The organism is Mycobacterium sp. E183, from assembly GCF_001667735.1.
GTDB lineage: Bacteria > Actinomycetota > Actinomycetes > Mycobacteriales > Mycobacteriaceae > Mycobacterium.
In genome coordinates this window covers 26,814-46,687 of sequence record NZ_LZJN01000201.1, presented here as the reverse complement: position 1 = coordinate 46,687, position 19,874 = coordinate 26,814, and the positions used below count along the sequence as shown (strand labels likewise).

The 19,874-nt window shown below is 67.4% G+C and carries 16 protein-coding genes and 3 pseudogenes; 9 read left to right on the top strand and 10 right to left on the bottom strand.

Going from position 1 to position 19,874, the window contains the following annotated elements; genetic code table 11:
* The first annotated feature begins 191 nt into the window (after window positions 1-191).
* Entirely contained in the window at window positions 192-1,040 is an 849-nt protein-coding gene (locus A5691_RS24560) for an LLM class F420-dependent oxidoreductase (RefSeq protein ID WP_067758152.1), read from the top strand.
* 120 nt (window positions 1,041-1,160) lie between these two features.
* Here A5691_RS24560 and A5691_RS24555 read toward each other — a convergent pair whose 3' ends face one another.
* The 3 genes from A5691_RS24555 to sucC all read right to left on the bottom strand — a co-directional run bounded on the left by A5691_RS24555 (window position 1,161) and on the right by sucC (window position 4,842).
* Complete coding sequence (locus A5691_RS24555; RefSeq protein WP_068016120.1) at window positions 1,161-2,684, bottom strand: acetyl-CoA acetyltransferase; 1,524 nt, start codon at window positions 2,682-2,684, stop codon at window positions 1,161-1,163.
* A 79-nt stretch (window positions 2,685-2,763) separates the two neighbouring features.
* On the bottom strand, window positions 2,764-3,666 hold the full coding sequence (gene sucD, locus A5691_RS24550; RefSeq protein ID WP_067758157.1) for a succinate--CoA ligase subunit alpha: 903 nt from the start codon (window positions 3,664-3,666) through the stop codon (window positions 2,764-2,766).
* A 12-nt stretch (window positions 3,667-3,678) separates the two neighbouring features.
* On the bottom strand, window positions 3,679-4,842 hold the full coding sequence (gene sucC / locus A5691_RS24545) for an ADP-forming succinate--CoA ligase subunit beta (RefSeq protein WP_067758160.1): 1,164 nt from the start codon (window positions 4,840-4,842) through the stop codon (window positions 3,679-3,681).
* A gap of 323 nt (window positions 4,843-5,165) precedes the next feature.
* On the opposite strand from sucC, the gene A5691_RS24540 reads away from it, so the two are divergent.
* Complete coding sequence (locus A5691_RS24540; protein WP_156670187.1) at window positions 5,166-6,215, top strand: M23 family metallopeptidase; 1,050 nt, start codon at window positions 5,166-5,168, stop codon at window positions 6,213-6,215.
* Window position 6,216: 1 nt separating this feature from the next.
* A complete protein-coding gene (locus tag A5691_RS24535) occupies window positions 6,217-6,795 on the top strand; it encodes a hypothetical protein (RefSeq protein ID WP_067758163.1) in 579 nt (192 codons plus the stop codon).
* Window positions 6,796-6,953: 158 nt separating this feature from the next.
* On the opposite strand, the gene pcrA is transcribed toward A5691_RS24535, so the two are convergent.
* On the bottom strand, window positions 6,954-9,290 hold the full coding sequence (gene pcrA / locus A5691_RS24530; protein WP_067758166.1) for a DNA helicase PcrA: 2,337 nt from the start codon (window positions 9,288-9,290) through the stop codon (window positions 6,954-6,956).
* Between the two features lie 546 nt (window positions 9,291-9,836).
* Between pcrA and A5691_RS24525 the strand changes: the two genes are divergently transcribed.
* Together A5691_RS24525 and pgi are read left to right on the top strand one after the other, a co-directional pair.
* The gene (locus tag A5691_RS24525) at window positions 9,837-10,169 is read left to right on the top strand and encodes a chorismate mutase (RefSeq protein WP_082950482.1); all 333 of its coding nucleotides are present in this window, start codon (window positions 9,837-9,839) and stop codon (window positions 10,167-10,169) included.
* Window positions 10,170-10,331: 162 nt separating this feature from the next.
* Entirely contained in the window at window positions 10,332-11,996 is a 1,665-nt protein-coding gene (gene pgi, locus A5691_RS24520) for a glucose-6-phosphate isomerase (RefSeq protein WP_068019318.1), read from the top strand.
* On the opposite strand, the gene A5691_RS24515 is transcribed toward pgi, so the two are convergent.
* Entirely contained in the window at window positions 11,997-12,572 is a 576-nt protein-coding gene (locus A5691_RS24515) for a TetR/AcrR family transcriptional regulator (protein ID WP_067753727.1), read from the bottom strand. It abuts the gene before it with no gap.
* Window positions 12,573-12,664: 92 nt separating this feature from the next.
* Here A5691_RS24515 and A5691_RS24510 point away from each other — a divergent pair, with 92 nt between their 5' ends.
* The gene (locus A5691_RS24510; RefSeq protein WP_067888307.1) at window positions 12,665-13,984 is read left to right on the top strand and encodes an oxygenase MpaB family protein; all 1,320 of its coding nucleotides are present in this window, start codon (window positions 12,665-12,667) and stop codon (window positions 13,982-13,984) included.
* A gap of 1 nt (window position 13,985) precedes the next feature.
* Here the strand turns inward: A5691_RS24510 and A5691_RS24505 are convergent, their stop codons facing one another.
* The 4 genes and pseudogenes from A5691_RS24505 to cobF form a co-directional block, all read right to left on the bottom strand.
* The gene (locus A5691_RS24505; protein ID WP_067753641.1) at window positions 13,986-14,735 is read right to left on the bottom strand and encodes an SDR family oxidoreductase; all 750 of its coding nucleotides are present in this window, start codon (window positions 14,733-14,735) and stop codon (window positions 13,986-13,988) included.
* Window positions 14,736-14,776: 41 nt separating this feature from the next.
* On the bottom strand, window positions 14,777-15,271 hold the full coding sequence (locus A5691_RS28860) for a zinc finger domain-containing protein (RefSeq protein ID WP_369807418.1): 495 nt from the start codon (window positions 15,269-15,271) through the stop codon (window positions 14,777-14,779).
* A gap of 126 nt (window positions 15,272-15,397) precedes the next feature.
* A pseudogene (locus A5691_RS28855) lies at window positions 15,398-15,640 on the bottom strand (DNA-formamidopyrimidine glycosylase family protein); the annotation flags it as partial.
* A gap of 5 nt (window positions 15,641-15,645) precedes the next feature.
* Window positions 15,646-16,389 carry a precorrin-6A synthase (deacetylating) gene (gene cobF / locus A5691_RS24495; protein WP_067753648.1) on the bottom strand — a complete coding sequence of 248 codons (744 nt, stop codon included), beginning with the start codon at window positions 16,387-16,389 and terminating at the stop codon, window positions 15,646-15,648.
* Between cobF and A5691_RS24490 the strand changes: the two are divergent.
* Window positions 16,378-17,304, top strand: a pseudogene (locus tag A5691_RS24490) (diiron oxygenase); the annotation flags it as partial. The gene cobF and the pseudogene A5691_RS24490 overlap by 12 nt on opposite strands.
* A gap of 50 nt (window positions 17,305-17,354) precedes the next feature.
* Here A5691_RS24490 and A5691_RS28850 read toward each other — a convergent pair.
* Window positions 17,355-17,447 (bottom strand): annotated as a pseudogene (locus A5691_RS28850) (hypothetical protein); the annotation flags it as partial.
* A 207-nt stretch (window positions 17,448-17,654) separates the two neighbouring features.
* On the opposite strand from A5691_RS28850, the gene A5691_RS24485 reads away from it, so the two are divergent.
* Both A5691_RS24485 and A5691_RS24480 read left to right on the top strand, forming a co-directional pair.
* Window positions 17,655-18,638 carry a DUF4873 domain-containing protein gene (locus A5691_RS24485; protein WP_231968920.1) on the top strand — a complete coding sequence of 328 codons (984 nt, stop codon included), beginning with the start codon at window positions 17,655-17,657 and terminating at the stop codon, window positions 18,636-18,638.
* Window positions 18,639-19,043: 405 nt separating this feature from the next.
* Entirely contained in the window at window positions 19,044-19,808 is a 765-nt protein-coding gene (locus A5691_RS24480) for an STAS domain-containing protein (RefSeq protein WP_067753730.1), read from the top strand.
* The last annotated feature ends 66 nt before the right edge of the window (window positions 19,809-19,874 follow it).

Genomic DNA, 19,874 nt, shown 5'->3' with positions numbered 1-19,874 from the left:
GCGCGCCGTTCCATAAACGCCGTGCCCGGCGGTTGCGTTGCGACGCGATCGATCAACCACGCTAGCGCACTTCGGAACGCCCGTGCCGTGGCCACCGGCTTGGACCGCGATCCGTGCTGCGGGCCTCGCCCGGGACGGCAGGCGCGGCGGCCGCTTGCTCAGCGGAGGTAGAACACGTTCTAATTCTCCCCATGGATTACGGGCTTGTGCTTTTTACCAGTGACCGCGGCATCTCTCCGGCGTCGGCGGCGAAGCTTGCCGACGAACACGGCTTCACGACCTTTTACGTGCCAGAACACACGCACATCCCGATCAAGCGGGAGGCGGCGCACCCGACGACGGGCGACGCGTCGCTGCCCGACGACCGCTACATGCGGACGCTAGACCCATGGGTAAGTCTGGGCGCGGCGTCTGCCGTCACCTCGCGGGTGCGGCTGTCCACGGCGGTCGCGCTGCCCGTCGAACACGACCCGATCACGTTGGCGAAAAGCATTGCCACCCTCGACCACCTGTCCGGCGGACGGGTGAGCCTGGGCGTCGGGTTCGGCTGGAACACCGACGAGCTCGCCGACCACGGCGTGCCGGCCGGACGCCGCCGCACCTGCCTGCGCGAGTACCTCGAAGCGATGCGCGCGCTGTGGACCCAAGAGGAAGCCTCCTACGACGGCGAGTTCGTCAAGTTCGGCCCGAGCTGGGCCTGGCCCAAGCCCGTGCAGCCGCACATTCCGGTGCTGGTGGGTGCCGCGGGCAACGAGAAGAACTTCAAGTGGATCGCCCGCAGTGCCGACGGCTGGATCACCACGCCGCGCGACTTCGACATCGACGAGCCGGTGAAGTTGTTGCAGGACATCTGGGCGGCCGCCGGCCGCGACGGCGCCCCGCAGATCGTGGCGCTGGACTTCAAGCCGATCCCCGAGAAGCTGGCCAAGTGGGCCGAGCTGGGGGTGACCGAGGTGCTGTTCGGCCTGCCGGACAAGTCCGAGGACGAGGTCGCCGCCTACGTCGAGCGGCTGGCGGGCAAGCTGGCCGCCCTGGTTTAACGCCCGGGTCCACCCCCGACGTCATTCACCCCCGCGAGACATAAACCACGGCGACCGTCCACGGCGTGTCGCCTCCGTGGTTTATGTGTCGCGCGGCCGGCGGCGGGAGTCCGACCGGGTCTACCCCAGCGAAGCCCGATTGCCGTTGTCGGTTGACCACACGAAGATCTCCGCACCGAGTGGGTCGCCGTCGCACATCAAAGCCACGAGATCGTCGTCGTCGGTGGTGGCCATGAATCGCGTGTGGTCCGCGGCGAGCCTGCCGACGATGATGCCGGTGCGGACCGGCCAGTCGTAGCGCACGGAGTACGTCTCGATGGTTGCCGCACCGTCCGGCTTTTTCGTGACGTCGACCTTGGGCAGCGCGGCGACCTCCTTGTTCAGCTCCGCACAGTTGTCGGCGCGCCACTCCACCGGCGTGGTCGAGTAGATACCGACCGAGTACTTGCTCATGATGCCGCCGTTGGCACCGACGAACCCGAATTCCCCTGGCCTGTCCCGCATCTGGGCGACCGTCTCGGCGATGCCGTGCAGCGAATAGCTGTTGCCGGGGCCGCCGAAATACGGCAACCCTCCGGTGAGGGTCAGGCCGCGCGGGTCGTCGCCGTCGATGCCCAGGGCTTCGCAGATGACGAACACCGGAAACGGAAAGCAGCTGTACAGATCGAAGGTGGCGATGTCGTCGACACCGATTCCGGCCACCCGCAACGCTTCGTGCGCCGCATGGACGGCGGCCGGGCTGGCGCCCAGGTCGGCGCGGTCGAGCATCGCCTGCTCGACCATGTCCGAATGGCCGTGCAGATAAACCCAGTTGTCCTCGGCCACCCCGAGGCTCCTCGCCGCCTCCACCGACATCAGCACCGCCGCGGCGCCCTGGTTGACCTGGTCACGGGCGACGAGCAGACGCGGATACGGGTCACTGATCATCCGGTTGTCGTCAGTGATAGTGATGATCTCGTCGATCGACCGTTCGACCGGCGATGACGAAAACCGGTTCTTGGCAGCCACTTTCGACATCGGGGCGAACAGTTCGGCCATTTCGCGCCGATAGTCGGCCACCCCCCGCCTAAGGCGTGCGCGCCGGGCGTTCTCCAGGAGCCCGTACTGCACGGGTGCGCCGGTCAAGCCGTGCTGGATCGTGTATTCGTCGATATAGCTGGAGATCTGGTGGCCGCGATCCTCCAGCTGACCCTCGACGTGTTCGGTGAAGTCGGGCTTGTCATCACGGTTCGCGAAGTAACGAGCCGTCGACCCCGGCTCGGAGCCCATGATCAGCACGACATCAGCTGCGCCGGCCGCGATCGTGTTGCCCGCCTCGGTGACCAGCTTCTGCGGGCCCTGCCCCCCGACCGGTTCGAGTACCACGCGGGCCGGGTCGCCGCCCAGCCGCTTCATCACCGAACGCGGGTAGTTGTTGGACTTACCCAGGGTCGCCGGCATAGGTCCGGAGATCTCGAACTGCCGCAGCCCGAAGACCGTGTCGACCGCCTTGGCAACGCCTCTGGCGCCGACGTCCGCGAGAGCCGCCTGCGTGGCCGCGGTCGCGAGGTCGACCGCCGACATGCCCCGATAGTCGGGGTCGTCGATGCGCTCGGTGAACTGTCCGACCCCAACGAGCACCGGAGTACGCGGATCCACCGGCATGACGAACCTCCTGGCAACTGTTAGTTCGACAGGCTAACCGATGGCCGGGGACGGAACGAAACCGCGGCCGCGATTGGAACTACAGGCTCTGCAGGATCTCCCGCGCCAGGGCCGCCGTCTCCGACGGGGTCTTGCCCACCTTGACGCCGGCGGCCTCCAGGGCTTCCTTCTTGGCGGCCGCGGTGCCCGACGAGCCGGACACGATGGCACCGGCGTGGCCCATCGTCTTGCCTTCCGGGGCGGTGAATCCCGCGACGTAGCCGACGACCGGTTTGGAGACGTTGGCCTTGATGTAGTCGGCCGCGCGCTCCTCGGCGTCGCCGCCGATCTCACCGATCATCACGATGACCTTGGTGTCGGGGTCCTTCTCGAACGCCTCGATGGCATCGATGTGCGTGGTCCCGATCACGGGGTCGCCGCCGATGCCGATCGAGGTGGTAAACCCGAAATCGCGCAGCTCGTACATCATTTGGTAGGTCAGCGTGCCCGACTTGGACACCAGGCCGACCGGGCCCGGGCCGGTGATGTTGGCCGGCGTGATACCGGCCAGCGCCTCGCCCGGCGTGATGATCCCGGGACAGTTCGGCCCGATGATGCGGGTCTTCTGCCCTTTGTCGACGTTGTAGGCCCACGCATAAGCGGTGTCCTGCACCGGAATTCCCTCGGTGATGACGACCAGCAGCGGGATCTCGGCGTCGATCGCCTCGATGATCGCGTCCTTGGCGAACTTCGGCGGCACGAAGACGACGGACACGTCGGCGCCGGTCTCCTTCATCGCTTCCGCGACGGTGGCGAACACCGGCAGCTCGACGTCCTTGCCGACCGGGTCGACGTGCGAGACGGTGGTGCCCGCCTTGCGGGCGTTCACCCCGCCCACCACCTGGGTGCCGGCCTTCAGCATCAGCGCGGTGTGCTTGGTGCCCTCGCCGCCCGTGATGCCCTGGACGATGACCTTGGAATCCTTGTTCAGGAAGATCGACATGTGTTGGCTCCCTTACTTGTTCGCCAGCTCGGCGGCTTTGTCGGCTCCGGCGTCCATCGTGTCGGCCTGGATCACCAGCGGGTGGTTGGCCTGGGCCAGGATGCGCCGGCCTTCGTCGACGTTGTTGCCGTCCAGGCGCACCACGAGCGGCTTGTTGGCCTCGTCGCCGAGCATGTTGAGTGCGGTCACGATGCCGTTGGCGACGGCGTCACACGAGGTGATGCCGCCGAACACGTTCACGAACACGCTCTTGACCTGCTTGTCGTTCAGGATGACGTCGAGGCCCGCGGCCATCACCTCAGCCGAGGCGCCACCCCCGATGTCGAGGAAGTTGGCCGGTTTGACCCCGCCGTGCTTCTCGCCGGCGTAGGCGACGACGTCGAGGGTGGACATGACCAGGCCCGCGCCGTTGCCGATGATGCCGACTGCACCGTCCAGCTTGACGTAGTTGAGGTCGTGCTCCTTGGCCTTGAGCTCTAGCGGGTCGGTGGCGTCGCGGTCCTCGAACTCGGCGTGGCCGGGCTGACGGAAGTCGGCGTTGGCGTCCAGGGTGACCTTGCCGTCCAGCGCCAGGATCTGGTCGTCGGGGGTGCGCACCAGCGGGTTGACCTCGACCAGGGTGGCGTCCTCGGCGACGAAGAGCTCCCACAGCTTGTTGATGGTCACCGCGGCGGCGTCGAGCACCTCGGCGGGCAGGTGGCCCTTCTCGGCGATGGAACGCGCGGTCGCCAGGTCGACGCCCTTGACCGCGTCCACCGGCACCTTGGCGAGCCGCTCGGGCTTGGTGGCGGCGACCTCTTCGATTTCCATGCCGCCCTCGACCGAGCACATGGCGAGGTAGGTGCGGTTGGCCCGGTCGAGCAGGAAGGAGATGTAGTACTCCTCGGCGATGTCGCTGGCCTCGGCGACCAGCAGCTTCTTCACGACATGGCCCTTGATGTCGAGGCCGAGGATGTTCTTCGCGTGTTCGTAGGCGTCGTCGGGGGTGGCCGCGTACTTGACGCCGCCCGCCTTGCCGCGGCCGCCGACCTTCACCTGCGCCTTGACCATCACCGGAGCGCCAACCTCGGTCGCGATTTCCCTTGCGCCCTCAGCGGTGTCGGTCACCCGCCCCGGCGTGGTCGGTACGTTGTGCTTGACGAACAATTCTTTGGCTTGATACTCGAAAAGGTCCATGGACTCTCTGTCTTCGCTCGACTCAACTGCTAGGCCTCTTGATGGGCGGTGCCGCGATCGGCAACTCGCACGGACGAACTGTATCCACTGGCCAACCGCCCCTTTCCGGCGCGTCCGGCGATGTGGCACAGCTCACGGCTCAGCGGCGTACCCCGTTCGTGACCCAAATCACAATTTCGGCGGGATTGCTCGACGAGGTTGCCAGTTCCGCGAGTTAGCGGATACCGTCTCAGGGTCCAGATAACGTTATGGTCACGATACGAGGACATTTCAGCTTGTCCCAGCACCGTTTTGCTCCTTCTACTGCTGAAACAGCAGGTGTGGTGAGGGTTGGTCGCGCGGCAGGCGGCCGGGGTACCGAGCCCCATCGCAACGAAGTCACCGAAATCCTCCCGCTCGACGGGTTCGATTTCGATGACCTGGATTGGCGCGACGAGGTCTGCGATCTTGGCGACCTCGACTACAGCAACGACTCCACCTTCGACAACGAGGCGCAGGTGTTGCTGGCCCCCGAGCTCGACGACCTGAACGAGGCCGACGACCCGACCCCGCTGTGGCTGGCCGCGCCCGTCACCGAGGTGCTGCCGCGGGTGGTCATCGCGCCCGCCGCCGAGCCCCGTCCCCGTCGCGTGCACACCACCGACGTCGTCGCCGTCGCCCGGCACGGCGGAGCGCACCGCAAGGAGCCGACCAGCGCGGCCCGGGGCCGCCTGCTGATCTCGGCGATGGCCGCGGGCGCGGCCGCCGCGGCTGCGCACACCGCCACCAGCCACGCCGACACGCCGAAGACCGAGGCCGTGCTGACCGCGAACGCGTCGGCGCTCACCGGCGGTTCGGCCAACAACACCATCCGCGGTGCCCAGGTCGTCGCGCTGCAGCCGGCGGCGACCGCCGCGGTGCACAACCAGGAGCTCGCCAAGGGCGTCGCGTTCGCCAACGACCGCGCTCAGCGTGAGGCACGGCTGCAGCAGCCGCTCTACGTGATGCCGACGAAGGGCATCTTCACCTCCAACTTCGGTTACCGCTGGGGAGTGCTGCACGCCGGCATCGACCTGGCCAACTCGATCGGGACGCCGATCTACGCGGTGTCCGACGGCGTGGTCATCGACTCGGGTCCCGCCGCCGGCTACGGCATGCTGGTCAAACTGCGCCACGCCGACGGCACGGTCACGCTCTACGGCCACGTCAACACCACGCTGGTCAGCGTCGGCCAGCGCGTAATGGCCGGCGACCAGATCGCCACCATGGGCAACCGGGGTAACTCCACCGGCCCTCACCTGCATTTCGAGGTGCTCCAGGGGGGCACCGAGCGAATCGATCCCGTCCCATGGCTGGCTAAGCGGGGTCTTATGGTCGGTAACTACGCTGGTTGAGGTGACCGCGCCCGATCAGCCACCTCCCGGTCCGCCATCGCCCGAATCCGCGTCGCCGTCGGACCCGAAGACCCGCATCATCCGCCGGGCACCCACCGGACCCGTCCCCATAGCGCCGGAAACCCCGACCACGCACATCGCCGCACAACCACCGCCCTACCAGGGCCCGTCTCGCGCGGGGCTGCCAGGCACGCCGGGTGCGCCGGCCGATGGGCCGAGCGACCGGACGGCCGTCGCCGCCTGCGCCGTCAGCATCGTCAGCGGGTGGGCCACGTCGGTGGTGGCGACCGACCTGGTCGCCGGCTGGTGGCGGTCCGACCGGCTCTTCTGCGTCGCGGTCGCGTTCCTGGCCCTGGTGTTCGCCGTGACCACGGTCTCGGGCGTCATCATGCTGCTGCAGCACCGGCCGTTTGGGCGCTTCCTCATCGTCGTCGGCGCCGTGGTCGCCGTGCTGACGTACCTGGGCGTGTTCATCGCCGGTGCCCGCGTGGCATGGATCGTGCACCTGCTGCCGTTGCTACCGATCGCCAGCGTGGTGCTGGCGATGCACCCGCGCACCAAACGCTGGTTGGAGGCCTGACCCGCCGGCCTGATGGCCGGGTCGTCGCGACCGCAGGGTGATCACCCGGTTCACCGCGGCCCGACCAATAAGCGACTTCGGAATCCGATATCACCCGCGATATCAAATTCCCGGATCACCTCACGTTGGCAGGCCTTCCGACGGCCGGGAGGTTGCGACTAGAGCTTGCTGATCGGCGCGTGGTTGTGCATGAGCTTGACCCGGCCCGCGCTGCCGAAGTCGATGAGCGACATGGCCGATTCGCCGACGCCGGACACTTCCTCGACGCGCCCGAGCCCGTACTTGTCGTGGGTCACCCGGTCACCGGGCTCGAGCACCAGCAACGGCCGCTTGCCCGCACCCGAGCGGGTCGGCGCCGCGCGCGGGGTGCCGAACCGGCCGGCACCGCTCACCGGCGCGCTGAACGACGACGCCGGCGCGGTGCGCCGCCACTCGATGAGTTCCTGCGGAACCTCGCGCAGGAAGCGCGATTCCGGGTTCAGCATCGGCTGCCCCCAGGAGGATCGGACGATGGCCCTGCTCAGGTACAGCCGCTGACGGGCGCGGGTGATGCCGACATAGGCCAGCCGCCGCTCCTCGGACAGCTCGGTCGGGTCGTCCAGCGCCCGCATGTGCGGGAACATGCCGTCCTCCCAGCCGGTGACGAACACCACGGGGAATTCCAGCCCCTTGGCGGTGTGCAGAGTCATCAGGGTGACCATGCCGGCGCCGTCGTCGGGAATCTCGTCGCTGTCGGAAACCAGGGAGACCCGTTCCAGGAACTCCGCGAGCACACCGGTGTCCGGCACGTCCTCGTCGTCCGGGGCCTCCAACGACTCGTCCAGCGCGGCGGCGTTGGCCCGGTCGGTGCTGAATTCGTGTGCCACGCTGACGAGTTCGTTGAGGTTGTCCAACCTGGCCAGGTCCTGCGGATCGGTGGAGGACTCCAGCTCGCGGCGGTAGCCGGTACGTTCGAGGACCGACTCGACCAAATCACCGAGATCCTCGTCCAGTCGGCCCCTGAGCTCGTCGAGCAGCTCGACGAAGCCCGCGATTGCCTTCTCCGCACGCGAATTGAGCATCGGCACTCTGCCTTCGGCGGCCGCCACCAACGCGTCGTTGAAACTCGCGCCGGTGTTCTCGGCGTAGACGGCCACGCAGGCCTCGGCGCGATCACCGATGCCCCGACGCGGGGTGTTGAGGATCCGCCGCATGCTGACCGCATCACCCGGGTTGTCCAGCACCCGCAGATAGGCGACGATGTCACGGATCTCCTTGCGCTCGTAAAAGCGCACTCCCCCAACGACTTTGTAGGGAATCCCAGCGCGAATGAACACCTCTTCGAACGACCGCGAGGAGTTGTTGGTGCGATAGAACACGGCCACGTCGTTGTAGGTGATTTCGCCGCGGTCGGCGAGCGCATCGATTTCCTCGGCGACGAACCTCGCCTCGTCGTGCTCGTTGTCCGCGACGTAGCCGACGATCAGCTCGCCGGCACCGGCGTCGGTCCAGAGCCGTTTCTCGCGGCGGCCGGAGTTGCGGGCGATCACCGAGTTCGCCGCCGACAGGATGTTCTGCGTCGAGCGGTAATTCTGTTCCAGCAGAATGGTTGTCGCGTCCGGGTAGTCGCGCTCGAAGTCCTCGATGTTGCGAATTGTGGCGCCGCGGAACGCGTAGATCGACTGGTCGGCGTCACCCACCACGCACAATTCCGCAGGCGGAACGTCGTCGGGCGATTCTTCTGTGGCGTCGTGGCCGACCAGTTCCCGAACCAGCACGTACTGGGCGTGATTAGTGTCCTGGTACTCGTCGACCAGGACATGACGGAACCGCCGCCGGTAATGCTGGGCGATCTGCGGGAAGGCCCGCAGCACCGCGACGGTCTCGCCGATCAGGTCGTCGAAGTCCAGGGCGTTGGCCGCGCGCAGCCGCCGCTGGTATTCGCCGTATACGGAGGCCACGGTGCGAACGAGGTCATCGGAATCGTCCGTCAGCTTGGCCACCGCCTCGGCGGGGTCGATCAGCTCGTTCTTCAGATTGGAGATGGCGTTGGCCAACAGCCGCGGCGAGTAGCGCTTGATGTCGAGCCCCATGTCGCGCCCGATCATCTGCAGCAGGCGGCGGGAGTCGTCGGCGTCGTAGATCGAGAAGTTGGAATTGAGGCCGTCGATCAGGGACGCCTGGTTGCGCAGGATGCGCACGCACGTCGAGTGGAAGGTGGACACCCACATGGCGCGGGCCCGGTTGCCCACCAGCCGCACCACGCGTTCGCGCATCTCGGCCGCCGCCTTGTTGGTGAACGTGATGGCCAGGATCTGGCCCACCCCGACACCGCGCGCCGCGATCAGGTAGGCGATGCGGCGCGTCAACACCGCAGTCTTGCCCGAACCGGCCCCCGCGACGATCAGCAGCGGCGAGCCCTCGTGCACCACCGCCTGGCGCTGTTGCGGGTTGAGGCCTTCGAGTAGCTGATCTGCCTCGGAGGCCAGATTGGCATCGGTTACATACACACTCATGTTGGTCCAAACTTACCGCCGCCCACCGACGCAACACGTCCAGGCGTCAGATCAGGCTAGTCCCTCCGACGCCCCGCACCGGCCAAATCCACGCCGACACAATGGGAGTTTCGCAATCCGATAAGCGACCGCATTTGCGATGGAAAATAATTGCACCCACGTCTAAAAGTGGCCGATAATCGGACCGGGATTTGCGCCGGGCCAATGCCGCCAAATACGCCGTCGGCGCTCAATTTCCCCCGGCGTTAATGCAATCCACACCGGTAAGCAACCATGTCCCGGTGCGCCGGCTCAACCGCGTCCGGCTCGGCCACTCGGCGCGTAATGGCCAGTTCACGCCGACGTTTTTGCGCGGGAACCGATTTTAGTGGCACACTCGTTTGGTGCTCAACGCGCAGTGCCGTCGGCAGTCCTTCACCCCGAACTGCCGCCGATTTTTCTACGGGTACCGGTTCGCGGTCCCCGTGGTCTAGCTGCTTTCGTCAGAGCCCCGTGGTCCGCTTCCTCAAGACCGGGGCTCTTCTCTTTTGTGAGGCCCGAAACAGGATGAGACCACAACCCCCACATCCCGAGAACGCGGAGTTAGCAGAGATGAAGGTTGAGACGGTGGAACCCCCACAGACGACCGACGCCGAAGAGTTGAGCATCGACGACTTGCGCCACGAGATCGACCGGTTGGACGCCGAGATCCTGGCCGCGGTGAAGCGGCGCACCGAGGTGTCCCAGGCGATCGGCAAGGTCCGGATGGCATCCGGCGGCACGCGGCTGGTGCACAGCCGCGAGATGAAGGTCATCGAGCGCTACAGCGAGCTCGGTCCCGACGGCAAGGACCTCGCGATCCTGCTGCTGCGGTTGGGCAGGGGCCGGCTGGGTCACTGAGGCCGCCAGTCACGCCTGGCTGGGTCGCCGCGCATCCGCGTTGCGCCACGGTGACGGCCCGCCGCGCCCGGCTACACCGCGCTTGCGACCGTCACCAAACCCACGGTGACGGCCCGCCGCGCCCGGCTACACCGCGCTTGCGACCGTCACTAGGGTCGGAGTATGACCTCCGCGCAAAGCCTCCCCGACATCACCGCCACCCCAGCGTGGGACGCCCTGCGCAGGCATCACGAACAGATCGGCGCGACGCATCTGCGCCAGTTCTTCGACGAGGATCCCGACCGAGGCTGCGAACTCACCGTCTCGGTCGGTGACCTCTACATCGACTACAGCAAACACCGCATCACCCGAGAAACGCTGCGGCTGCTCATCGATTTGGCGCGCGCCGCTAACCTCGAGGAGCGTCGTGACCAGATGTTCGCGGGCGTGCACATCAACGTCTCGGAGGACCGGGCGGTCTTGCACACCGCGCTGCGGCTGCCCCGCGACGCCGAGCTGATCGTCGACGGCCACAACGTCGTCGAGGACGTGCACGCCGTGCTGGACCGGATGGGTGACTTCACCGACCGGTTACGCAGCGGTGAATGGACCGGGGCCACCGGACAAAGAATCAGCACCGTGGTCAACATCGGCATCGGTGGGTCGGACCTGGGCCCGGTGATGGTGTATCAGGCGCTGCGTCATTACGCCGACGCAGGTATTTCGGCCCGCTTCGTCTCCAACGTCGACCCCGCCGACCTCATCGCCACCCTGGCCGACTTAGACCCTGCCACAACGCTTTTCATCGTCGCATCGAAAACGTTCTCGACGCTGGAGACCCTCACCAACGCGACCGCCGCGCGCCGCTGGCTGACCGACGCGCTCGGCGACGCCGCGGTGTCCAAGCATTTCGTGGCGGTCTCCACCAACAAACGCCTGGTCGACGACTTCGGCATCAACACCGACAACATGTTCGGCTTCTGGGATTGGGTCGGCGGACGGTACTCGGTCGACTCGGCGATCGGCCTGTCGGTGATGGCGGCGATCGGCAAGGAGGCGTTCGCCGATTTCCTGTCCGGATTCCACATCGTGGACCGGCATTTCAAGACCGCCCCGCTGGAGTCCAACGCGCCGGCGCTGCTGGGACTGATCGGGCTGTGGTACTCCAACTTCATGGGAGCTCAGTCGCGCGCGGTGCTGCCGTATTCCAACGATCTGTCCCGCTTCGCCGCCTATCTGCAACAGCTGACCATGGAATCCAACGGCAAGTCGACGCGCGCGGACGGCACCCCGGTCACCACCGATACCGGCGAAATCTTCTGGGGCGAACCGGGAACCAACGGCCAGCACGCCTTCTACCAGTTGCTGCACCAGGGCACCCGGCTGGTGCCGGCCGACTTCATCGGCTTCAGCCAGCCCCTCGACGACCTGCCCACGGTCGAGGGCACCGGAAGCATGCACGACCTGTTGATGAGCAACTTCTTCGCCCAGACCCAGGTGCTCGCGTTCGGAAAGACGGCCGAGGAGATCGCCGCCGAAGGCACGCCGGCCGACATCGTGCCGCACAAGGTGATGCCCGGCAACCGGCCGTCGACCTCGATCCTGGCCGACCGGCTCACGCCGTCGGTGCTGGGCCAGCTGATCGCCCTCTACGAGCATCAGGTCTTCACCGAGGGCGTCGTCTGGGGCATCGACTCGTTCGACCAGTGGGGGGTGGAGCTGGGCAAGACCCAGGCCAAGGCGCTGCTGCCGGTGATCACGTCGGGCGGCTCGCCGGACCCCCAGTCCGACAGCTCGACCGACGCGCTGGTGCGCCGCTACCGGACCGAACGCGGGCGCACCAGCTAGTCAGCCCGTGCGGCTCATGACGTCGGAGCCCAATCGCCGTACAAAGGTACGCAAACGTTCCACCGTCGCGGTCTGCGGCTCGCTCAGGTGCAACTGCAGCAGTTCGCGTCCGGCCGCGTGCAGGATCCGCGCGGTGTACTCCGGGTCGTGCACGTGAGGATTGATGCGCAGCAATTCGGTGACGAAGAACTCCAGCACGACGGCCTGCGATTGCGCCAGCCGCGTATACAACTCCGGCGGAGCGCCCTGCGGCGGAAACAGGAACAGCCGCCACGTCGCCGGATGGGCGTCGACCGCGGCCAGCACCCCGTCGAACGCGACGACCAGCGACTGGTCCCCGGCGACGGCATCCAACCCCGAGACCGCCTCGGCGAATTGGGCGCCGGCCCGCGCCGCCTCACGGTCGATCAGTGCGACGAAGAGTCCCGCCGGGTCGCCGAACAGCTGATAGATCAACGACCGATTGATGCCGGCGGCCCCGGCGATGCGGTTGGGCGTGGCCGCGTGGAAACCCTCGGCGTCGACGATCGCGTGAGTGACGTCGAGGATCTGCTCGCGCCGGCCCTCGCCGGTCATGCGCCGCTTCGGGCTGCCCGCACTCATGCTTGACAGCATAACTAACAACTTGTGAGTATTGCTCACGAACTGTTAGTTAATCGGAGGCAGCGATGGTCACGTACTACCCCGAGCTCGCCGCGCGAGTGCGCAGCCAGCGCGATTTGCAGCCCGACCTGTATGGAGACTTCGACTTCGACCGGCGGCCGGACCGTCTGGCCACGGAACCGAACGTCGACTCGGCCCTGCCCGCCTGGATCGCCGACCGCGCACCGATTCTGCAAGACGACCGCGTGGTCGAGTTGATGAGCACGGCGACCCTGCTCGGCGACGTCGTCGCCGATCCCTATGCGGCACTGATGACTTCGCGCAGCGTCGCCCAGCTGATCGACATGCTCAAGAAGGCCTGCCGAGAGGGAATCGAGTCGGTGCCCGACGCGCCCCCCGAACTGGTTTCGTTCATCGCCGCCATGGAGGCGACCCCGGAGTGGATCGACTTCGATCTGGTCCGGGAGGGCGCCCGCCAAGAGCGGATTCCCGCAGCGCTGCTGGCACCCTTCATCACGCGCGGGGCCTTCATCGCGACCTTCACCAACACCTATGCCGCGCTGCCGATGGCCCTCACCGGCGCACTCTCGGGTAAGCGGGCCGCGCGCCGGGTGAACGAGACCGCCAGTTTCTTCGCCGTCACCACCCTCCCCGGTGCGCTGGATCGATTCGGCCCCGGTTTCGAGGCGGCCGCCATGGTCCGGCTGATGCACTCCATGGTCCGCTACAACGCCCTGAAGAAATCCGACAAGTGGGATGCCGCCGTATACGGCATGCCCGTGCCGCAGGTCGACCAGATGCCGGCCGGCATGATCGGCCAGTACCTGCTGGCCCGTAAGGCGCGCCAACAGGGCCGGACGGAGTTCACCCCCGAGGAGCGCGCGGTCGTCGAATTCGCCAGGTACCGCTGCTTTTTGCTCGGCCTACCGGAAGAACTGCTGCCCTCTGAACCGGCCGACATCGTCCACGTGATGCACGCGCGCTCGGCACTGCTGCGCGACGGGTTCGACAGCATCTGCCAAGAACTCGTCCGCGGCACGATGGCGGCCTACTTGCGCCCCGACACCACGCTGTTCGACCGTTGCGCGGAGGCGGTCGAAAAGAGTTTCAGCAAGCTCACTTTCGTTCGCACCTTCTGCAACGGGAATCGTGAGGTCGCCGAGGCGATGGGTGTCTCGATGGGGCCGACGGACCTCGTGCGCGTCGCCCTCACCGCGCCCTTCATCATCGGACGTTTTACCGCAGTGAGCCACGCCAGCCGCGTCCCCGTGCTCAGGGACATCACCGACGCGTACGTGATCGGGCTCCTCAAGCTACGGCTGGCAACCTACGGCAAGCCCGAATTCACGAGCGACGCAGAGCATTACACGCCGGTGCCGCACTGATTCAGGCGAACCACTTGGTGAGCGGGGGCGGCAGCACCCGCATCACCTGCACCAGCGGCGCCCACGGCCACCACGGCACCGCCGCCCGGCCGGGCTCGCGCTCCATGGCGGTGACGAGAGCGTTCACGCCAGTCTCGTTGTCCACCATCAACATCGTGCTGTTCGACTTGGCCGTCATCTCCGACTCGATGTAGCCGGGCTCGATGACCGAAACCTTGATGGGGCCCTTGGCGTATTCGGCGCGCAGGGATTCCCCCAGCGAGCTCAAGCCGGCCTTGCTCGCCGCGTAGGCGGCCTTGACGCCCGGCACGCCCTTGTTGCCGAGCACCGACGAGATGAGAACCAGATGTCCCGAACCGGCCTTGTTGAACATCTCCAGCGCGGTCTCGATCTGCACCAGCGCGGCAACCAGGTTGGTCTCGAGGGTCGCCTTGTTGGCCCACAGCTTGCCCGAGCCGAGTTTCGCGCCCTTGCCGATGCCCGCGTTGACGATGACACGATCGACGCCGCCGAGCTCGTCGCTGAGTTCACCGAAGACCTTCGGCACCTGCTCGTGGTCATTGACGTCCAGCGCCGCCACGGCGATCTTGATGCCCGGATACTGTTGGGAAAGTTCGGCTTTCAGCTCGTCGAGCCGGTCGGTGCGCCGGGCGCACAGCGCCAGGTCGCGGCCCTTCGCGGCGAACGCCCGCGCCATGCCGGCGCCCAGGCCGGAGCTGGCACCCGTGATGAGGATCTTCTGACGAGTCATCCGGGCAGCATATCGACAGGTGTCAAGTCGCGGGTCGCCGCCTACTTGAGCAGCCGCGACATCCGCCGGTCGGCCAGCACCTTGCCGCCGGTCTGGCACGTCGGACAGTATTGAAAAGACTTGTCCGCGAAGGAGACTTCGCGCACGGTGTCCCCGCACACCGGGCAGGGCAGGCCGGTGCGGGCGTGCACCCGCAGTCCGGAGCGCTTCTCCCCCTTGAGCGTGGCCGCGCCCTGGCCTACGGAGCGGCTCACCGCATCGCGCAGGACCGACACCATCGCGTCGTGCAGGGCGGTGAGCTGCTCATCGGTCAGCTTGCCGGCGGTGGCGAACGGGGAAATCTTGGCAACGTGCAGGATTTCGTCGCTGTAGGCGTTGCCGATGCCGGCGATCACCTTCTGGTCGGTGATGACCGTCTTGATCCGGCCGGTGTTGCCGGCCAACAGGCCGGCGAGATCGTCGACGGTCAGCTCCAGCGCGTCGGGTCCGAGGGCGGCGATGCCGGGGACGGACTGCGGATCACCGACGAGCCACACGGCCAGACGCTTCTGGGTGCCGGCCTCGGTGAGGTCGAAGCCGGGCGCATCGCCGGGCGTGCCGAGGTGCACGCGCAAGGCGATCGGGCCCTTGCCCGGCCGCAGCGGCGCCGCGGCCAGCTTGTCCGACCACCGCAACCACCCCGCCCGCGACAGGTGGGTGATCAAGGACAGCTCTCCCGCCTGCAGCCCCAGGTACTTGCCCCAGCGGTGGGCCCCGGTCACGGCTTGGCCGTGCAGCGCACTGAGGGGCGGATCGAACGTTTTCAGCACGGAGAGCGCGCCGACATCGACGCGGCCGATCGTCAGGCCGACGGCATGGCGGCGCAGATGGTCGGCCAGGGCTTCGACCTCGGGCAGTTCCGGCACGCCCTTCAGTCTGCCGGTCTGAGTAAATAGGTGTCCATGATCCAGCCGTGCCGCGCGCGGGCGTCGGCGCGCAGCGACACGATCCGCGCCGCGACCTCGCCGACGGTGCCGGCCGCCAGCAGCTCGTCGGCGGTGCCCAGATAGGCGCCCCACCAGATGCGGGTGTCGGGCGGGCACGCCTGGAAGGAGCATTCGGCGTCGAGCATGACGACCGCCGATCCGGTCAACCCGTGCGCGCGCAGCTGCCGACCGGTGGTGATGAGCACCGGTTCCCCGACCTCGTTGAGTGGGATGCGATGCCGGGCGGTCAGCGCCTGCACCGCGGTGATGCCCGGAATCACATCGAAGGTGAACTCGAGCTCGGTGGCCACCGCCTCCAGGATGCGCAGGGTGCTGTCGTAGAGCGACGGGTCCCCCCAGGCCAGGAAGGCGCCGACACCGTCGGGTCCCAGCTCGGCGGCGATCGCGTCGGCCCAGACCCGCGCCCGCGCGGCGTGCCAGTCCGAGACGGCCTCGCGATAGTCGGAGCCGGCCGCGCGTTTGGGGTCGGGCAGCTCGACGAAGCGGTAGCCGGGCCCGCGGATGAACCGGGAGCAGATCTCCCGTCGCAGCGCCACCAGGTCGCTTTTCGCCTCGCCCTTGTCCATCGCGAAGAACACCTGGGTGTCGTTCAGCGCCTCGATCGCCTGGACGGTCACGTAGTCGGGGTCGCCGGCGCCGATGCCGATGACGTGGATATGCCGGCCCAAGAAACCCTCCTCGTCTCTTGCATCAGACTGCCGAATCGAAACCTGAAGGGCCTAGTCGGGGCCAAAAGTACCCAGTACCATGGGTACCGTCTGAAGCACCCAATGAAGGGACGCCAGCGCATGACAACTGCGGTGAAGCCAGGCGGGCCGAGTCGTGAAGAGTTTTCGGAGCGCCTGCTGAGGGGCTCGGTCAAAAAGTCCTACGAGCCGGTCGTTGACATCGACTGGGACGCCCCGCTGGATCCGGACAAGTTCTACCTGCCGCCGCGCCTGGTGTCGCTGTACGGCACGCCGATGTGGGACGAGATGACCCGCGAGCAACAAATCGAGCTCTCGCGCCAGGAGTTGGTCAACACGCTGTCGGCCGGGATCTGGTTCGAGAACATGCTCAATCAATCGCTGCTGCGAACGATCCTGCACGAGGACCCCACCAGCAAGTCGACCCACTACAAGCTGACCGAGTTGGGCGACGAGACCCGCCACATGGTCATGTTCGGCAAGGCCATCGAGCGCATCGGCGCAAAGCCGGTGCGGCCGCGGCTGTTTCACCGGATGATCATCAACGCGCTTCCGCTGGCGTTTCAGCGCGGCTCGATGCTGTGGGTGGCCGCGCTGATCGGTGAAGAAATCTTCGATTCGCTGCAGCGGCAGATGATGGACGACCCGGAGCTGCAGCCAATCATCCAGCGCCTCATGCGGATTCACGTCACCGAGGAGGCGCGCCACATCCAGTTCGCCCGCGACGGCGCCCGTAAACGCGTGGCCGAAATGCCCCGGATCAACCGCTGGTTCATGGCCAACATCAACGGGCTGGGCGGCTATTTCTTCAACTACCTGTTCAGCAATCCGATCCCGTACGCGCGCACGGGTCTGGACCCGAGGCGGGCGCGACACATCGCGCGCACCAGCCCGCACCGCCGCGAGATGCAGGTGGCCGGATTCGCCCCGCTGGCGGGGTTCCTGAGCGAGGTGGGCCTGCTCGGCCCGATCGCGCGCCGCGGCTGGAAGCGCAGCAGGTTTCTGTGACGCGGCCGGGCGGCCTCGCTGACTCCCGCCACCTTGTAGCCGTCCTCGGCCCGCGCGCCGACGCTCCCACTGCGTTGGCGGCCGCGGGCGTCACAGACTTCGTCGTCCTCGACGAGCACGTCGCGCGGGTCCAGTCGGTGTTCGACGACGCGACAGACACCTGGCTGTTGACGACGGCCGACGGCGAGGCCGTGCGGGCGCGGGCCGTCATCACCGCCGAGCCGCCGTTCGTCCCCTGGCTGCCGGACATCGCGGGCCGCGACGCCTTCCCGGGACAGTCATTTCACGCGGCGACGTGGGCACCCGAGTTCGATCCGTACGGCAAGCGCATCGCCATCGTCGGCACGGACGCGAGCGCCGGCCACCAGATCGGCCGGCTGACCCGGGCGGCCGCGTCGGTCACCGTCTTCGCCCACTCGCCGCGCAGGGTCGTCACCGAGGTACCGCTGTGGTCCACCCGCGCCAAACGCCGGCTGCGGCACCCACTCCGACCGGCCGACGCCCATCGCCCTTCGGTCGCAAGGTCGCCGATAGCGGCGGTCACCGAGTCGGGCATCCGCACCCGCGACGGCGCCGACCATCACGTCGACGCCATCATCTACGGCACCGGATTCTCCATTCCCGAGGAGTCGGCCGATCAAGCGTTCGTCGGCGCCGGCGGTCTGACCATCCGGCAGGCCTGGCACGACGGGATGGAGCCGTTCTACGGTGTGGCGGTTCGCGGCTTTCCCAACTACTTCTTCATCACCGGGCCCGACACCGGCGCGCAGGCGCGCTACATCGCCGAGTGCCTGCGCCTGATGGAGCGCACGTCCAGCAGCCGCATAGAAGTGCGCGCCAGCAGCCTGCGGGTGTTCAACGAGCGCGCACAGCTGTCGCCCGACCAGGCCCCGCCGGTCGCCTCCGCCTTCGACCTGTCGGCCGGCGCACCGGAGCGCGACGACACCTATGACGGCGCCGCGACGCTGGAGATCGCCGGCGTCCGCCATCCGGTCCGGGTCCGGCTCACCGGACACCTCGACCCGATCGACGGCCGCTACCACTGGCAGGGGACGGTGTCCGCATCGCCGTCGCAGCCGCTGCCCGACGAGGCGCTCGGGCAAGCACGGACCGCGACGTTGACCGTGGGCCGGCGCAGCGCCGCCGCCCGCATCGTGGAACGGACGCCGTGGGGCACGCACTCGGTCGCCGGGGTTGGCGCCCCGCCGTACGCGTCGCGCTGACCCACCCACCTTTCCCGCCCGACCCACGGTTTCCCCGGCCTCGTCATTGCGTTTGGCGGAACGCAGAAGGTGGTAGTCCCGGGGGATGCGCGTGCTGCGCAGCGAAAACGAACAATCTGTTCGGCGCGGTAGAGGCGGGGGCCTCGCACGGGTGGGGACGGGCACGCGCCTCACTCACACCGCGCTCCCCGCCGCGCGCGTTTTCAATGTCACGCCCGTGGGCTGCGCTTTCCGGTGGCGTCCGGGGCGCTTGCCCCCAATTAGACTTTTGCCGCTGAGGGCGGATACTCAAGCAGTTGGCCCGGGTGTGATTCGAGGAGCAGGGATGGAACCGGACGACGCGACGCAGCCGGGCGTCCGGGCGCCTCGACACCAGAGGCCCCCGCAGGGAAAGGGGTTGCTGTGGTGAGCTCGGTAGCTGAGTCCCCCAGCTCGCTGGCCGTCGCGACGCGGACCGATCAGTCGGCGACCGTCCTGACCGTGGACGGTGTCCTCGACGCCACCAACTCCGCGACGCTCCGCGAACACATCCTGCAGGCCACGCTGGATGAGCCGGCTGCCGTCATCGTCAACATCTCCGCGCTCAAGGTGCTCGCCGAATTGGCGTGGTCCACCTTCATCGGCGCGCACTGGCAGGTCCGCAGCAATCCGGATGTTCCGATCGTGTTGGTCTGCGCGCACCGCGGAACGCGCGAGGCCATCTCCCGCAGCGGCGTCGCCTACTTCATGCCGGTGTACTCGACCGAAAAGGCGGCGCTGAAGGCGCTCGGCCAGCAGAGCCGGCGCGCCGTGCGTCGCGCCGACGCTCAGCTGCCCGCCGACCTGACCAGCCTGCGCGAGTCGCGCCGCCTGGTCCGCGAATGGCTCACCACCTGGTCCCAATCCACGCTCATCCCGGTCGCCCTGGTGGTGGTCAATGTGTTCGTCGAGAACGTCCTCGAACACACCCCGAGCGTTCCCGTGATGCGGCTCGAGAGCCACGGGCCGACGGCGACCATCGCAGTGTCCGACAGCAGCCATGCCCCGGCCGTTCGGCTGCCGTCGCCGACGACCGGGATCGACGTCTCCGGCCTGGCGATCGTCGAAGCGCTGTCACGCGCGTGGGGCAGCACGCCCACCGCAAGCGGCAAGACGGTCTGGGCGGTCATCGGCCCCGAAAACCAGCTCTGACGCCTTATTGTGCTGGGAACCCGGCCGCGGGTAGAACTAGAACACGTTCTAATCTCGTGTGACGAC

What these genes read in the sequence shown, in the direction of transcription:
- A5691_RS24560 (WP_067758152.1), top strand. Translation starts at nt 192, where the DNA reads ATGGATTACGGGCTTGTGCTTTTTACCAGTGACCGCGGCATCTCTCCG.
- A5691_RS24555 (WP_068016120.1), bottom strand. Translation starts at nt 2,684, where the DNA reads ATGCCGGTGGATCCGCGTACTCCGGTGCTCGTTGGGGTCGGACAGTTC.
- sucD (WP_067758157.1), bottom strand. Translation starts at nt 3,666, where the DNA reads ATGTCGATCTTCCTGAACAAGGATTCCAAGGTCATCGTCCAGGGCATC.
- sucC (WP_067758160.1), bottom strand. Translation starts at nt 4,842, where the DNA reads ATGGACCTTTTCGAGTATCAAGCCAAAGAATTGTTCGTCAAGCACAAC.
- pcrA (WP_067758166.1), bottom strand. Translation starts at nt 9,290, where the DNA reads ATGAGTGTGTATGTAACCGATGCCAATCTGGCCTCCGAGGCAGATCAG.
- A5691_RS24525 (WP_082950482.1), top strand. Translation starts at nt 9,837, where the DNA reads ATGAGACCACAACCCCCACATCCCGAGAACGCGGAGTTAGCAGAGATG.
- pgi (WP_068019318.1), top strand. Translation starts at nt 10,332, where the DNA reads ATGACCTCCGCGCAAAGCCTCCCCGACATCACCGCCACCCCAGCGTGG.
- A5691_RS24515 (WP_067753727.1), bottom strand. Translation starts at nt 12,572, where the DNA reads ATGACCGGCGAGGGCCGGCGCGAGCAGATCCTCGACGTCACTCACGCG.
- A5691_RS24510 (WP_067888307.1), top strand. Translation starts at nt 12,665, where the DNA reads ATGGTCACGTACTACCCCGAGCTCGCCGCGCGAGTGCGCAGCCAGCGC.
- A5691_RS24505 (WP_067753641.1), bottom strand. Translation starts at nt 14,735, where the DNA reads ATGACTCGTCAGAAGATCCTCATCACGGGTGCCAGCTCCGGCCTGGGC.